Source organism: Alcanivorax sp. S6407, assembly GCF_023016115.1.
Classification (GTDB): Bacteria; Pseudomonadota; Gammaproteobacteria; order Pseudomonadales; family Alcanivoracaceae; genus Alcanivorax.
In genome coordinates this window covers 1,017,637-1,030,972 of sequence record NZ_JALKBH010000002.1, presented here as the reverse complement: position 1 = coordinate 1,030,972, position 13,336 = coordinate 1,017,637, and the positions used below count along the sequence as shown (strand labels likewise).

At 59.6% G+C, this 13,336-nt stretch carries 15 protein-coding genes; 10 read left to right on the top strand and 5 right to left on the bottom strand.

Going from position 1 to position 13,336, the window contains the following annotated elements; genetic code table 11:
* The first annotated feature begins 1 nt into the window (after nt 1).
* Nucleotides 2–775 (top strand): imidazole glycerol phosphate synthase subunit HisF, encoded by a 774-nt coding sequence (gene hisF / locus MWU49_RS07930; RefSeq protein WP_246970351.1) that lies wholly within the window; start codon nt 2–4, stop codon nt 773–775.
* Nucleotides 776–1,046: 271 nt separating this feature from the next.
* On the top strand, nt 1,047–1,934 hold the full coding sequence (locus tag MWU49_RS07925) for a bile acid:sodium symporter family protein (RefSeq protein WP_246970348.1): 888 nt from the start codon (nt 1,047–1,049) through the stop codon (nt 1,932–1,934).
* A gap of 73 nt (nt 1,935–2,007) precedes the next feature.
* Here the strand turns inward: MWU49_RS07925 and MWU49_RS07920 are convergent, their stop codons facing one another.
* From MWU49_RS07920 to MWU49_RS07910, 3 genes are read right to left on the bottom strand one after another with little or no spacing between them, the layout of a single operon-like run.
* Nucleotides 2,008–2,778, bottom strand: a complete 771-nt coding sequence (locus tag MWU49_RS07920; protein ID WP_246970347.1) for a divergent polysaccharide deacetylase family protein — start codon at nt 2,776–2,778, stop codon at nt 2,008–2,010.
* Nucleotides 2,779–2,789: 11 nt separating this feature from the next.
* Nucleotides 2,790–4,103 carry a S41 family peptidase gene (locus tag MWU49_RS07915; RefSeq protein ID WP_246970346.1) on the bottom strand — a complete coding sequence of 438 codons (1,314 nt, stop codon included), beginning with the start codon at nt 4,101–4,103 and terminating at the stop codon, nt 2,790–2,792.
* A gap of 33 nt (nt 4,104–4,136) precedes the next feature.
* Complete coding sequence (locus MWU49_RS07910) at nt 4,137–5,330, bottom strand: peptidoglycan DD-metalloendopeptidase family protein (protein WP_246970345.1); 1,194 nt, start codon at nt 5,328–5,330, stop codon at nt 4,137–4,139.
* Nucleotides 5,331–5,442: 112 nt separating this feature from the next.
* Between MWU49_RS07910 and MWU49_RS07905 the strand changes: the two genes are divergently transcribed.
* From MWU49_RS07905 to secB, 3 genes are read left to right on the top strand one after another with little or no spacing between them, the layout of a single operon-like run.
* The gene (locus MWU49_RS07905; RefSeq protein WP_246970344.1) at nt 5,443–5,859 is read left to right on the top strand and encodes a rhodanese-like domain-containing protein; all 417 of its coding nucleotides are present in this window, start codon (nt 5,443–5,445) and stop codon (nt 5,857–5,859) included.
* 22 nt (nt 5,860–5,881) lie between these two features.
* Complete coding sequence (gene grxC / locus MWU49_RS07900; protein ID WP_246970343.1) at nt 5,882–6,142, top strand: glutaredoxin 3; 261 nt, start codon at nt 5,882–5,884, stop codon at nt 6,140–6,142.
* A 12-nt stretch (nt 6,143–6,154) separates the two neighbouring features.
* Entirely contained in the window at nt 6,155–6,631 is a 477-nt protein-coding gene (secB, locus tag MWU49_RS07895; RefSeq protein ID WP_246970342.1) for a protein-export chaperone SecB, read from the top strand.
* Nucleotides 6,632–6,772: 141 nt separating this feature from the next.
* Here secB and trmL read toward each other — a convergent pair whose 3' ends face one another.
* Nucleotides 6,773–7,246, bottom strand: coding sequence for a tRNA (uridine(34)/cytosine(34)/5-carboxymethylaminomethyluridine(34)-2'-O)-methyltransferase TrmL (gene trmL, locus MWU49_RS07890; protein ID WP_246970340.1), 474 nt, complete (start codon nt 7,244–7,246; stop codon nt 6,773–6,775).
* A gap of 60 nt (nt 7,247–7,306) precedes the next feature.
* Here trmL and MWU49_RS07885 point away from each other — a divergent pair, with 60 nt between their 5' ends.
* Together MWU49_RS07885 and MWU49_RS07880 are read left to right on the top strand one after the other, a co-directional pair.
* Nucleotides 7,307–7,651, top strand: a complete 345-nt coding sequence (locus MWU49_RS07885; protein WP_246970337.1) for a DUF4377 domain-containing protein — start codon at nt 7,307–7,309, stop codon at nt 7,649–7,651.
* 1 nt (nt 7,652) lies between these two features.
* Complete coding sequence (locus MWU49_RS07880) at nt 7,653–7,979, top strand: DUF2007 domain-containing protein (RefSeq protein WP_246970334.1); 327 nt, start codon at nt 7,653–7,655, stop codon at nt 7,977–7,979.
* Between the two features lie 155 nt (nt 7,980–8,134).
* Here the strand turns inward: MWU49_RS07880 and typA are convergent, their stop codons facing one another.
* A complete protein-coding gene (gene typA / locus MWU49_RS07875) occupies nt 8,135–9,946 on the bottom strand; it encodes a translational GTPase TypA (RefSeq protein WP_246970331.1) in 1,812 nt (603 codons plus the stop codon).
* A 256-nt stretch (nt 9,947–10,202) separates the two neighbouring features.
* On the opposite strand from typA, the gene MWU49_RS07870 reads away from it, so the two are divergent.
* The 3 genes from MWU49_RS07870 to MWU49_RS07860 are packed head-to-tail and all read left to right on the top strand — an operon-like array spanning nt 10,203 to nt 13,317.
* Complete coding sequence (locus MWU49_RS07870; RefSeq protein WP_246970329.1) at nt 10,203–10,796, top strand: RimK/LysX family protein; 594 nt, start codon at nt 10,203–10,205, stop codon at nt 10,794–10,796.
* On the top strand, nt 10,796–12,331 hold the full coding sequence (locus MWU49_RS07865) for an inactive transglutaminase family protein (protein WP_246970327.1): 1,536 nt from the start codon (nt 10,796–10,798) through the stop codon (nt 12,329–12,331). The genes MWU49_RS07870 and MWU49_RS07865 overlap by 1 nt, the downstream gene beginning before the upstream one ends.
* Entirely contained in the window at nt 12,331–13,317 is a 987-nt protein-coding gene (locus tag MWU49_RS07860; RefSeq protein ID WP_246970325.1) for an alpha-L-glutamate ligase-like protein, read from the top strand. The genes MWU49_RS07865 and MWU49_RS07860 overlap by 1 nt, the downstream gene beginning before the upstream one ends.
* The last annotated feature ends 19 nt before the right edge of the window (nt 13,318–13,336 follow it).

Genomic DNA, 13,336 nt, shown 5'->3' with positions numbered 1-13,336 from the left:
CATGGGACTCGCCAAACGCATTATCCCCTGTCTGGATGTGGACGATGGTCGCGTGGTCAAGGGTGTCCAGTTCGTGGACATCCGTGACGCCGGTGACCCGGTGGAAGTAGCAAAGCGCTACAACGATGCCGGTGCCGATGAGATTACCTTTCTGGATATCACCGCCAGTCATGAAGGGCGTGACACTACCCTGCACACGGTAGAGCAGATCGCCAGCCAGGTATTCATTCCCCTGACCGTGGGCGGCGGTGTGCGCACCTTGGAAGATATTCGTAACCTGCTCAACGCCGGTGCGGACAAGGTAGGGATCAATTCTGCTGCCGTGCACAACCCGGAATTCGTTCGCGAAGCGGCGGAGCGGTTTGGTTCCCAGTGCATTGTGGTGGCCATTGATGCCAAGAAGGTCAGCGCCGAAAGCGAGCCCAACCGCTGGGAAATCTTTACCCATGGTGGCCGCAAGCCCACTGGCCTTGATGCGGTGCAATGGGCAAAGCGCATGACCGATTACGGCGCCGGCGAGATCCTGCTTACCAGCATGGATCGTGATGGCACCAAGAACGGTTTTGATATCGCCCTGACTCGCGCCATTTCTGATGCGGTGCCGGTGCCGGTGATCGCCAGTGGCGGAGTAGGCAACCTGCAGCACCTGGTGGATGGTGTGATCCAGGGTGGCGCTGATGCGGTGCTGGCAGCATCCATCTTCCACTTTGGTGAATATTCCGTGGAAGAAGCCAAGCGCTTCATGCAGAGCTCGGGTATCGAGATGAGGTTGTGATTTACGCCTGATGCCTGATGCCTGACGTCTGACGCAAAAAACCGCCGATCCCGGCGGTTTTTTTGTGATCAGCCCACAGCCCGGGTTGCCTCGCTGTGGGAGCTTGTCCCCCCTTTGTTTGGCGTCGGGCTTCAGGCGTCCAGCCTCTGGCCTCTCATCATGGCCAAAAGCGCCATCCTCAATGCCGTTCATGCTCTGCCGCTGGTGGCAGCCTCTGCACTGAATTACTCTCGAATGTATATCTATAAGAAAGAGTCCGGGAGAGTACGCAATGGGTTCCAGTGCACTGATTGATATTGGCCTGCCGATATCCCTGTTTCTCATTATGGTTGGCATGGGCATGACGCTGACCCCGAAGGATTTTCGTGAGGTGGCGATTGCCCCGCGGGGTACCACCTATGGGCTGGTCTGCCAGATCCTCTTGCTGCCGATGGTGGCGTTCGGGGTGGCCGTGGCGATGGAGCTTTCCCCGGCACTGGCCGTGGGGCTGATTGTGGTGGCCGCCTGCCCTGGGGGTACCACCTCCAATCTGTTTGTCTATCTGGGCCGTGGTGACGTGGCGCTGTCCATCGTACTCACGGTGCTCGCCAGTCTGATCACCATCGTTTCACTGCCCGCATTCACCGGCTGGGCACTGCAGCACTTCCATGATTCCGCCATGAGTATCGAGCTGCCAGTGATGCGCACGGTGATCACCCTGATCGTGATTGTGCTGCTGCCGGTGGCTATTGGCATGACGATTCGGCACTTCAAGCCGGTGCTGGCGGCGAAGGGAGAGAAGGCTGTGGGGCTGCTGGGGCTGGTGGTGCTGATCGCGGTGATTGTGCTGTTGCTGGTGAAGCTGGGCGATGAGGCTTTCGAGCTGTTCCGCAAGGCCGGGGTCTCGGCCATCATCCTGAATGTGGCCGGTATCGTACTGGGGATGCTGGGTGGCCGGCTGATTGGTTTGAGCCGGGATCAGGCCTTCACGGTGGCCATTGAGCTGGGCATCAAGAACGGCACGCTCGGGCTGATGGTTACCCTGACCCTGCTGCATTCCGAGGCCATGTCTGTGCCCTCGGCGGTGTACGGGGTGCTGATGTTTGCGTTCGGTTTCCTGATGATTGGCTACGCCCGGCTGACTGGTGTCGGTCGTAATGCTCAGGGAGCCTCTGAATAACTCCTTGCGTACCCTGACGAGCATAAATACTCAGCGTGACCTGGAGCGTGCAAGGCGTTATTCAGAGGCTCCCTCAGCTTTCGCCGTGATCGCCGGGCAGAGCGGCTGCGGTGTTCAGTTGTGGCGCGGGCGTGGAGAGCAGTTCCGATACTGGAACCACCTGGATGCCCGCCTGTTTCAGTAGTGGCAGTACCTGTTGCAGATAGTGCACGGTTTCCGGATAGGGGTGGCCAATGGCAATGGCATGGCCGCGCTGACGCGCCAGCTTGATCAGCTTGTTGAACTGGTTATTTATCTTTATCAGGTTGCGGTCATTATCGAGAAAAATGTCCCTGCCAGCATTGGCCAGGCCGGCTTTCATGGCCTGATCCTGTGCCACAGAGCGACCACTGGTGCGGCTATCCACAAAGAATAGCTGGTTAGCCTTGAGCTCACCCATCAGCCAGCCCATGGACTGCTTGTGTTCGGTCAGTGCACTGCCCATGTGGTTATTCATGCCGCGGGCCTCCGGGAACTGCTGCAGTGCCTTGCGGACCTGAGCGAGTAATTGAGGCTCGGACATGCCAGTGGTCAGGCCGCCCCGATCCAGTCTGGCATGCTGGTGCGCCGCCATTGGCATGTGAATAAGGACTTCCTTGCCCTGCTGACTGGCCTGTCTGGCGAGACGTTGGCCATGGGGAGAAAACGGAATCACCGCACAGGTGACGGCGGCGGGTAGATCCACGATGGCCTGGCCATGCTGGCGGCTGTAGCCCAGGTCATCAATGATGATGGCAATGCGGGGTTGTCCTGCGTTGGCGGCAGAGCCCCACAGGGCCAGCGCCAGCAGGATGATCCTGGTCATCGGACTCGCCATCAGGGGGTGTCGCTGGAGGCCTGACCCGTGACCGCCCGGGACATGACTGCCCCTTTGAGAATGGCCAGCGCCTGGGCCAGAGGGTAATCCTCCTGAGCCAGCGACGGGGTTGTCTTCTTGCTGTTGCCTTCGCCGTTCTCATTGTCCAGATGGCGGGGCAGATCAGCTTCGCGCAGCTGCTGGTCCTCACGCACTTCCAGATGGGTCACCTGGTCGATAGTGATATCCGGGACAATGCCTTCGGCCTGAATGGAGCGGCCGGCCGGCGTGTAGTAGCGGGCGGTGGTCAGTTTCAGTGCCTTGTCCTTGCTCAGTGGCAGTACCGTCTGAACGGAACCCTTGCCAAAGGTGCGGTTGCCTACCACCAGCGCGCGGTGCTGGTCTTGCAGGGCGCCTGCGACAATCTCGGATGCCGAGGCGCTGCCGCCGTTGACCAGCACCACCAGGGGAACACCTGCCAGGCGGTCACCGGCTGATGCCTTGAATTCGCTGCGACTTTCCGGACTGCGCCCTTCGGTATAAACGATCAGGCCGCTATTGAGGAACAGGTCGGCCACTTCCACAGCGCCACCGAGTACGCCACCCGGGTTATTGCGCAGATCCAGAATCAGGCCGCTCAGTTCGCCATCCTTGCCCAGCTTGTCCAGCGCCCTGGCCGCATCGTTGCCAGTGTTGTTCTGGAACTGGGAAATACGGATATAACCAAGCCCGGGTTCCAGCACTCGGGAGCGCACACTGTGCAACTGGATCTTGTCACGCGTGACGGTCACCTGGCGGGGGTTTTCTTCCCCCGCGCTGAGCACCATGAGCTCGACTTCAGAGCCAATTTTACCGCGCATCAGTTCCACGGCTTCTCGGAGGGTCAGCCCCTTTACGAAAGTCTCGTCGATTTTCAGAATCAGGTCGCCGGCCTGGATGCCGGCCTTGCTGGCCGGGGACTCATCCACCGGAGTGATCACCTTGACGAAGCCGTCTTCCATGGTCACTTCGATACCCAGACCGCCAAATTCGCCAGTGGTGGTGACTTGCAGATCGTCGAACTGATCCGGTGTCAGATAGCTGGAGTGAGGGTCCAGTTCGTAGAGCATGCCGCGAATGGCGGATTCCAGCAGATCGCGATCGCTGACCTCTTCGATATAGGCACTGCGAATGCGCTCCATCACCTCCGCAAAAGCGCGCAATTCTTCCACCGGCACACCCTGCTTTTCAGCCTGTCGATCCAGGGCGGGATCGGTGGCCTGGGCCAGTGAGCCAAGAGCAAGCAGGCTGGCAGCAGCGGTGGTGCGGAAAAAATGAGAGAGTGATGTTGGCATCAAGTGTCCCCGAAGCACGGTGTGCCGTGCGTGTTATTGGTCGTTCCTTGCAATCGGAGGCAGTGTAACACGGCGGTCGCACCAGCGTGTCGGGTTCACCGCCTTGCCGCGATGGCGTATCTCGAAATACAGACCACTGGCCATGTTGCCGCCGGAGTTGCCGGCCAGCGCCAGGCTGTCGCCAGCGGAGACCCATTCGCCGACTTCGCGCAACAGGGCCTGGTTGTAGCCATACAGGCTCAGATAGCCGTCACCATGATCAACAATGGTAAGCAGGCCATAGCCGCGCAGCCAGTCGGCGAACACTACCCGGCCAGGGTGAATGGCCCGCACCGGGGTGCCGCCGGGGGCTGACATGATCACACCCTGCCAGCGCAACGCGCCTTCGCGGCGGCTGTTGTAGCCAGTGGTGATGCGTCCCGGTAGTGGCCAGGGGAGTTTGCCGGCCAGCTTGCCGAAAGGCTTGCCGCCCAGGTCGGCGGGAATGTCGTCAAAGCTGCGACGCATCTCTTCCAGTAATTTGGCCAGCCGCTGCTGGTCGCTCTTGAGCTGGTTGATGTCGCTGCCGCGGCTGTCCAGGGAGCGGTTGAGTGCGGCCAGGCTTTGCTGGCGCTTTTGCTGGGCCTGTTCCAGTTTGCTGGCGTGTTGCTGAATCTCGCTGCGCTTTTCCAGCAGCTCCTGGCGGGCGCTGGCGACTCGTTGGCTCACCGCCTGTAGCTCCACCAGCTCGGCCTTGACCGCTTCCAGCCGATCAGTGCGGGCGCGCTGGTAATACTCCTGGTAGCGCATCAGGCGGGCAATCTGGTCTGGTTGCTCCTGGTTGAGCAGCAGCTTGAGGCGTTCCTGTCGTCCGCTCTGATAACTGGCGCGAACAGTGCGGGCCAGCCATTCCACCTGGGTGCGTTTGTCCCGGGCCAGTGCCGCCTGCTCTTGCTCCAGCGTGCGCAGCTTTTGCTTGGCTTCGGCCTCCCGTTTTTCCAGATCCCGTTGTTCCCGGGCCAGACGGCTGATACGTAATTCGGCTTCGCGCAGGTCCGCCTGCACCGAGTCACGCTGGCGCAGTTCCTTCGCCTGCGCCTTGCTGAGCTCGCTGATGCGGCTTTTCAGGGCTTCCAGTTCTGCCTTGGAGGGCGTGGATTGGGCGTGTGCAAGGTTGCATAGCAGGGACAGCAATAGCAGGCCAAGGACGCTGCCTGGGAGGCGAAGGGGAAGGAATGTGGACGGCATGGTTTTACCTTACCCCCCAAGGGGTGTGTATACTTGGCGCCGATTTTTCATCGATCCGGCCGCAGGGATAAAGCCCCGCAGGACGGATTAACGCCACTGATTCGGGGTTCCCATGAGCCAACTGTTTGAATTCGCCAGCAACCATTATCTTCTGGTGTCCGCCTTTTTCCTGCTTTGGGCTGTATTTTTCGTGCTTGAATCCCGTCGGGGCGGCAAGCCGGTGACGCCGCAGATGGCCACCAACATGGTCAACCGGGATGAGGCTGTCATCGTGGATCTGCGTGACAGTGACGAGTTTCGTGCCGGGCATATTGCCGGTAGTCTCAATATTCCTGCCAGTCAGGCCCTAGAGCGTATTGCAGATCTGGAAAAATACAAGGGCAAACCGCTGATTCTGACTTGTGATATGGGCAGTAAGGCCTCACATCTTGGCAGGCAGTTGCGTACCAAGGGCTTTGAAGACCTGTACCGGATCCAGGGCGGCATCAACGCCTGGCGTTCCGCTTCACTGCCGGTAGTGAAAGGCTAATTGACTTCAGGAGGGGATAACCATGGCGAAAGTGGAACTCTATACAACCGCGTGGTGCCCTTTCTGTGTCCGCGCCAAGCGGCTGCTGGACAGCAAGAACGTGTCCTATGAGGACACTGATGTGGATCGTGACCCGTCCCAGCGTCAGGTGATGATGCAGCGTGGCGGAGCCCACACGGTGCCGCAGATCTTTATCAATGATCACCCCATTGGCGGGTGTGATGAACTTTATGCTCTCGAGCGGGCGGGGGAACTGGATGCCCTGCTCGGAGCCGATCAGTAACTGGAGAGAATAATGGCTGACGAACAGCAACAGGTTTTCCAACTGCAGCGTGTTTACCTCAAGGATGCCTCCTTCGAGTGTCCCGGCGCGCCGGAAGTGTTTCTGCAGGAGTGGAAGCCCAAGGTCAACGTGCAGATCAACAACGGTGCACGCCGTGTCGGTGAGAGCACCGAGTATGAAGTAGAGCTGACGGTGACTGTGACCGCCAAGGACGAGAACGAAGAAAAGACCTTCTACCTGGCCGAAGTCAAACAGGCCGGTATCTTCACCGTAAAGGGTATCGAAGGCGAAGAGCTGGGCCAGCTGCTGGGAGCCTACTGTCCCAACCTGCTGTTCCCCTACGTCCGCGAAGTGGTCTCCGACCTGGTCGCCAAGGGCTCCTTCCCGCAGATGCTGCTGCAGCCGATCAACTTCGACGCCCTGTATCAGCAGCAACGCCAGCAGCAGGCGCAAGCCCAGGCTGAGGCGAAGGGCGAAACAGTGCAGTGAACAGTTAACAGTGAATAGTGAACAGCGCCGCGAAGCGGGGTTGTCCTGTTCTTAAACGCAAGAGGCCGCGCTCAGGTATTGGGCGCGGCCTCTTGCGTTTGGGGCTGAAACAAACCAGCCCCGCGCGCTGTTCACTGTTAACTATTCACTGTTCACTGCCCCTCCATATCCCAACTGCCGCCACGCCTCATACACCGTCACTGCCACCGCGTTACTGAGGTTAAGGCTGCGGCTGTCGGGGACCATGGGCAGGCGCAGGCGTTGTTCGGTGGGCAGGGAATCGATGATGTTCAGGGGCAGGCCGCGGGTTTCCGGGCCGAACAGCAGAACATCGCCATCCTGGAAACTGGCTTCGCTGTGTGGACGGCTGGCTTTGGTGGTCAGGGCAAACAGTCGTTGACCCGAGATCTGCTGTAAAAATGTCTCGAAATTGCTGTGAAGATGCAGGTTGGCAAATTCCCGGTAGTCCAGCCCGGCGCGCCGCAGCTTCTTTTCGTCCAGTGAAAAGCCCAGCGGTTCGATCAGGTGCAGGGTGGCGCCGGTGTTGGCTGCCAGGCGAATGATGTTGCCGGTATTGGGCGGGATTTCAGGTTCGTACAGAGCGATGTGCAGCATTGTGTTTTGCCGTCAGGGCGGAGCCGTGGTACTCATGGGGGGAGTAAAGGATAACAGGGAATGAGCATGAAGCGAGGATGGCAAATCGGTTTGGCTGGATTGTCAGCGCTGGTGTTGATGGGCGGGTGCCAGGGGGAGCCTGAGGGCGAACTGCTTGAGGTGGCTCCTTACCGCACCGCCTGTATCGGTGTCGGTCCCATGTCGTGCCTGCAGGTACGCCGTGATGGTGAGGAAAACTACTCGTTGTTTTACAGCAAGATCGAGGGGTTCGAGTTCGAATCCGGCTATCAGTACACCCTGCGGGTGAAGGTGACCCCGGTGGAAGACGCCCCCGCGGATGCCAGTTCTGAGCGTTATACGCTGCTGGAAGTGGTGGAAAAGGCTGACGTGAACAGGGCGGACTAGATTGCGTCGTGTCTATCAGGCCCGCGATGGGTTGGAAGCCCACGTGGTGGCAGATCTGCTTCAGCAGGTAGGGATCGCCGCGCGGGTGCAGGGCGACCTGCTGCAGGGTGGCATGGGTGAGCTGCCGGCCGCAGGGCTGGTGTCGGTATGGGTGGATAATGAAGAAGAGGCCCGAGCCCTGGAACTGGTGGAAGAATATCAGCGTGAGCAACCAGACCTGCCCGAGTCCCCGTCTCCGACGGCGCCGTTATCCTCGGCGGGGTTTCTGTCCGGATTGCTGGTGGGATTCTTTGCCGGGGTGCTGGTGATGTTGATGCTTTTAAGATGAGTATCGAATTGCGAGTAACGAGTTTCGAAAGGCTGCCCTGGCGCAGGTGCGCGGGTTTTGGTCTTTGCGCGAAGTCTTTTGCGTGACGCATGATGCGGCCGCAGCAATAAAAAAGCCGGGTAACTACCCGGCTTTTTTATTGCTGCGGCTTTCGGTTACGCCCGGCCGGCGCGCTTGCGCTCGGTTTCGGTGAGCAGCTTTTTGCGAATGCGCAGGCTCTCCGGGGTCACTTCTACCAGCTCATCATCTTCGATGAAGTCCAGCGCCTGCTCCAGGCTGAAGCGGATCGGCGGAGTCAGGACGATGTTTTCATCGGTGCCGGAGGCGCGCATGTTGGTCAGCTGCTTGCCCTTGGTGGGGTTCACGGCCAGATCGTTGCCGCGGCTGTGAATGCCGATAACCTGACCTTCATACACTTCCACGTTCGGGTCGATCAGCATGCGGCCACGTTCCTGCAGGTTGAACAAAGCGAAGCCCAGCGCCTTGCCTTTCACCATGGATACCAGTACACCGTTGATGCGCTTGGCCATGTCGCCGGCCTTGAATTCGCCATAGTGGCTGAAGGTGCTGTTGAGGATGCCGGTACCGGAAGTCAGGGTCAGGAACTGGCTGCGGAAGCCGATCAGGCCACGGCTGGGAACCAGGAACTCCAGGCGCACACGGCCCTTGCCGTCCGGTTCCATGTTGGTCATCTCGGCCTTGCGCAGACCCAGCTGCTCCATGATGGAACCCTGGTGCTGTTCTTCCACGTCGGCCACTACGGTTTCGTAGGGCTCCTGCTTCACACCGTCTTCTTCGCGGATGATTACCTGCGGGCGGCCTACGGCCAGCTCGAAGCCTTCACGACGCATGTTCTCGATCAGCACGGACAGGTGCAGTTCGCCACGACCGGAGACGCGGAACTGGTCGGCGCTGCCGGTTTCTTCCACGCGCAGGGCCACGTTGTGCTTCAGTTCGGCTTCCAGACGTTCGCGAATCTGGCGGCTGGTCACGAATTTGCCTTCCTGACCGGCGAACGGGGAGGTGTTCACATGGAAGAACATGCTCACGGTGGGCTCGTCCACGCTCAGCGGAGTCAGGGCTTCTACATTGGCTGGATCACACAGGGTGTCGGAAATGTTCAGCGGATCCAGACCGGTGATGCAGACGATTTCGCCGGCAGAGGCGGTGGGGGCATCGACACGCTCCAGGCCATGGTAGCCCATGATGGTGAGGATCTTGCCGTTACGGGTTGCGCCGTCAGCACCGATGACCTTAACCGGGCTGTTGGCCTTGATCTGGCCACGCTTGACCCGGCCGATACCGATGATGCCCAGGTAGCTGTTGTAGTCCAGGGAAGAGATCTGCATCTGGAACGGACCGTCGGCGTCCACATCCGGGTAGTCCACCTTGTCGACGATGGCCTGCAGCAGCGGAGTCATGTCGTCGGCCAGGTTGTCGGCTTCCAGGCCGGCGATACCGTTCAGGGCGGAGGCGTAGATCACCGGGAAGTCCAGCTGCTCGTCAGTGGCACCCAGGTTGTCGAACAGGTCAAACACCTGATCCATCACCCAGTCAGGACGGGCGCCGGGGCGGTCGATCTTGTTGATCACTACGATCGGCTTGAGGCCCGCCGCGAAGGCTTTCTGGGTCACGAAGCGGGTCTGTGGCATGGGGCCGTCTACTGCGTCCACCAGCAGCAGTACGGAATCCACCATGGACATGACCCGCTCTACCTCGCCGCCGAAGTCGGCGTGTCCGGGGGTGTCCACGATGTTGATGCGGTAGTCATTCCACTGAATGGCGGTGTTCTTGGAGAGGATGGTGATGCCACGCTCCTTCTCCAGATCATTGGAATCCATCACCCGCTCGATGTCGCCAGCGCGATCTCCCAGGGTGCCGGACTGTTGCAGCAGCTTGTCCACCAGGGTGGTCTTGCCGTGGTCAACGTGGGCGATAATGGCAATATTGCGCAGGCGTTCAATCACGAGTGTAGCTCCAGTGAAGAATGGGCGAACCCGCTCAGAGGCTCGCAGGGGCGCGCATTATAGCAGCGCTGGTGGCAGGGGATAGCCCATCGGTCAGCTTTCTTGTTTGTGACGGACTTCATGATTTTACGGTTGTTCCTGCGAAGAACCCCGGGATGACCTAGAATGGCGCAACCTTTTTGTCCCGGCTCAGTCACAAAGCTGTCTCACTGGCCGATTTTCCGGGCAGTAACGCTTTTAGTTTCAGGTTGTTATGATGCGATTTCCTCTTTGGCTGTTGTTGGCCGGTTGCGTTCTTGTGGCACACGCCGACGTGCCCACCAGCAAGGTTATTTATGGCTTGAACGAGCATGTCCAGCTGCGTGAGCTGGGGGTGACGGTGCCAGCCAAGCTGGATACCGGCGCGGAATCCGCTTCTCTCAGTGCCCGTCACATCCGCGTATTCGAGCGCGACGGGGTGGATATGGTCGAGTTCGATCTGGCCCTGATGAAGCAGGACCGCGAGGCACTGGGGATCAGCCGGGAGCAGTGGGATGACATTCAGCTGCCGCTGGTGGGGCATGTGCGTATCAAACGTCTTGCAGAGAGTCTCGTAGAGGAAGAAAGAGGGTACAATCGACGGCCCATGGTCATGCTGACGGTATGCATGGGGCGTCGGGCCGAGCAGATCGAGGTCAATCTGACGGACCGCAGCGATTTCAGCTATCCGTTGCTGATCGGAGCGGATGCCCTGAAGCGACTCGGGGCGGTGGTCGATCCTTCTCTGGTGATGACCGCAGGCCATCCCCGCTGCACGCTGGAGCTGGATGAGGAAGGTGACGACATGACGGAGGCCGCCGAGGCGCAATAATGGGTTCAGTGAAGTTTCAGGCTCGCCTTCTGGCGTTGATGCTGCTGCTGTTGGGAGCGGGCAGCATCCTATATCAGGTTTTTGTCCAGCATGTTCCCCTGAGTCAGGATGAGAAGGATCCTGTCTGGGTTATTGATGCCCAGGTCGGGTTTGCCGCACGTCCCAACAAGCCGGTGAAGGTACGCATGTTTGTGCCGCCGCTGGGCAGTGGCTTCACCACCCTCAATGAAAGTTTCATTTCCAACAATTATGGCGTGAACGTGAATGAGGAGAAGGGCAACCGGCAGGTGACCTGGTCTTCCCGTCGCGCCGAGGGGCGCCAGTACCTCTACTATCGCCTGATGCTGACTCATCGTTATGCTCCCGCCCTAGAGGTGGAGCCTGGCCCGCAGTTCCGTCAGGCGCCCAATGTGGAGGGGCCGGAACGGCTGGCGGCAGAGGCGCTGCTGGAGCCCATTCGCCAGCATTCTGCCGACGTGGAAACCTTTATCAGCGAGACCATCAAGCGCGTCAACGAACTTGAGAATGATAATGCCCAGCTGCTGCTGGGTAGCGATGTGTCCGCACTGAATCGTGCTCGTGTCGTGGATTTGTTGCTGGGCCTTTCCCATATACCGGTGGAGCCGGTACATACCCTGCGTCTGGCGGAGTCTCAGGAGCAGGAGCCGGAATTGTGGCTGCGCAGCTATAACGGCCGCGAGTGGCTCTACTACAATCCGGTCAACGGCCAGCAGGGGCTGCCTGAGGATCGGTTGGTATGGTGGCGCGGCTGGGAACCTCTGATGAAAGTGGACGGTGGCAAGTCTGCAGACATGGTGTTCAGCGTGCACCGCAATGAAATGAGCGCTCTGCAGTTGGCCCAGACCCTGCGTCTGAAGGATGCCAGCAGCTTTATCGATTTCTCCCTGTATGAACTGCCCCTGCCTGCCCAGCAGCTCTACCGCACCCTGATCATGATTCCGTTCGGGGTGATTCTGGTGTTGTTGATGCGTTCCCTGGTGGGGATGGAGACCCTGGGTACTTTCACGCCGGTGTTGATTGCGCTGGCTTTCCGGGAAACCCAGGTGATTTACGGCGTGTTGCTGTTTGTGTTCATCACTGCGCTGGGTCTGTCGTTACGGTCATACCTTGAGCATCTCAAGTTGCAGTTATTACCCAGGCTTTCGGTGGTGCTGACCTTTGTGGTGATGGTGATGGCGCTGATGAGCCTGATCGGCTACAAGCTGGGCATCGGTTCCGGGTTGTCTGTGGGGCTGTTCCCCATGGTGGTGCTGACCATGGTGATTGAGCGCACCTCCATCGTCTGGGAAGAGCGGGGAGGCAGTCAGTCCCTGAAAGTGGGGCTGGGTACCCTGTTCGTGGCAGTACTCAGTCACTTGTTGATGGTCTGGCAGCCGCTCTCCTATTTCGCCTTTACTTTCCCCGGTGTGCTGCTATGCCTGGCGGCCTTCATGGTGTTGATGGGCCACTATCGGGGCTACCGACTCACTGAGCTGGTTCGTTTCCGTGCCATGGTGGATGGAGACAAGCACTGATGTTCTGGTCGAAGACCCGCAAGGCGCTGCGTGCCCGTGGGGTGATGGGCATCAACCAGCGAAATGGTGATTACATCCTGCGCTACAACAAGCGCAGTCTGTACCCGTTGGTGGACGACAAGCTCAAGACCAAGAAGATGGCCATTGAGGCCGGCATCCGGGTGCCGGATCTGTACGGTTCCATCGCTACCGAGCAGGGCATCAGCACCCTGCGCAAGGTGGTCGATACCCACCGGGATTTTGTCATCAAGCCGGCCCAGGGAGCTGGTGGCGATGGCATCATGGTGATCGCCGACCGTTTCGAGCATTACTTCCGTTCTGCCTCCGGACGCATCATTACCCAGGATGAGCTGGAGCATCATATATCCGGGATCCTGTCCGGGATTTATTCCCTGGGCGGCCACCGTGACCAGGCCCTGATCGAGTACCGGGTGCGCTCCACTGAGCTGTTCAATCGCATCAGCTACGAAGGGGTTCCGGATATTCGCATTATCGTCCTCAAGGGCTACCCGGTGGCGGCCATGCTGCGCCTGCCTACCCGGCAGTCCCAGGGCAAGGCCAACCTGCATCAGGGCGCTATCGGTGTGGGGCTGGATTTGTCCAGCGGGGTCACGCTGGGCGGAACCTGGCATAACCAGCGTATCGAGCGGCACCCGGATACGGCCAATGCCGTTGCCGGGCTCACGGTACCGGACTGGGAAGACTGCCTCGCATTGGCGGCGCGCTGCTATGACCTCACCGGCCTCGGGTACCTGGGGGTGGATCTGGTGATGGACCGTGACCACGGCCCGATGATGCTGGAATTGAACGCCCGCCCCGGGCTGAATATCCAGATTGCCATGGATGATGGCCTGCTGCGCCGCTGCGGCATTGTCGAAAAGCGTCTCGAAGCGCTGAAGGGTGAAGATCGTCCGGCGGCCGAACGGGTGGAATTCTCAAAACAACAATTTGCGGTGGCGGGTGTGGTTCCGCTGGAAACCGAATAACAAGCATCAAGGCGCACTC

Bases quoted from the DNA above. Each gene is read 5' to 3' on its own strand.
- MWU49_RS07865 (WP_246970327.1), top strand. From the start codon at position 10,796: ATGGGTTCAGTGAAGTTTCAGGCTCGCCTTCTGGCGTTGATGCTGCTG.
- hisF (WP_246970351.1), top strand. From the start codon at position 2: ATGGGACTCGCCAAACGCATTATCCCCTGTCTGGATGTGGACGATGGT.
- MWU49_RS07910 (WP_246970345.1), bottom strand. From the start codon at position 5,330: ATGCCGTCCACATTCCTTCCCCTTCGCCTCCCAGGCAGCGTCCTTGGC.
- grxC (WP_246970343.1), top strand. From the start codon at position 5,882: ATGGCGAAAGTGGAACTCTATACAACCGCGTGGTGCCCTTTCTGTGTC.
- MWU49_RS07860 (WP_246970325.1), top strand. From the start codon at position 12,331: ATGTTCTGGTCGAAGACCCGCAAGGCGCTGCGTGCCCGTGGGGTGATG.
- MWU49_RS07905 (WP_246970344.1), top strand. From the start codon at position 5,443: ATGAGCCAACTGTTTGAATTCGCCAGCAACCATTATCTTCTGGTGTCC.
- MWU49_RS07925 (WP_246970348.1), top strand. From the start codon at position 1,047: ATGGGTTCCAGTGCACTGATTGATATTGGCCTGCCGATATCCCTGTTT.
- MWU49_RS07915 (WP_246970346.1), bottom strand. From the start codon at position 4,103: ATGCCAACATCACTCTCTCATTTTTTCCGCACCACCGCTGCTGCCAGC.
- trmL (WP_246970340.1), bottom strand. From the start codon at position 7,246: ATGCTGCACATCGCTCTGTACGAACCTGAAATCCCGCCCAATACCGGC.
- secB (WP_246970342.1), top strand. From the start codon at position 6,155: ATGGCTGACGAACAGCAACAGGTTTTCCAACTGCAGCGTGTTTACCTC.
- MWU49_RS07870 (WP_246970329.1), top strand. From the start codon at position 10,203: ATGCGATTTCCTCTTTGGCTGTTGTTGGCCGGTTGCGTTCTTGTGGCA.
- MWU49_RS07885 (WP_246970337.1), top strand. From the start codon at position 7,307: ATGAGCATGAAGCGAGGATGGCAAATCGGTTTGGCTGGATTGTCAGCG.
- MWU49_RS07920 (WP_246970347.1), bottom strand. From the start codon at position 2,778: ATGACCAGGATCATCCTGCTGGCGCTGGCCCTGTGGGGCTCTGCCGCC.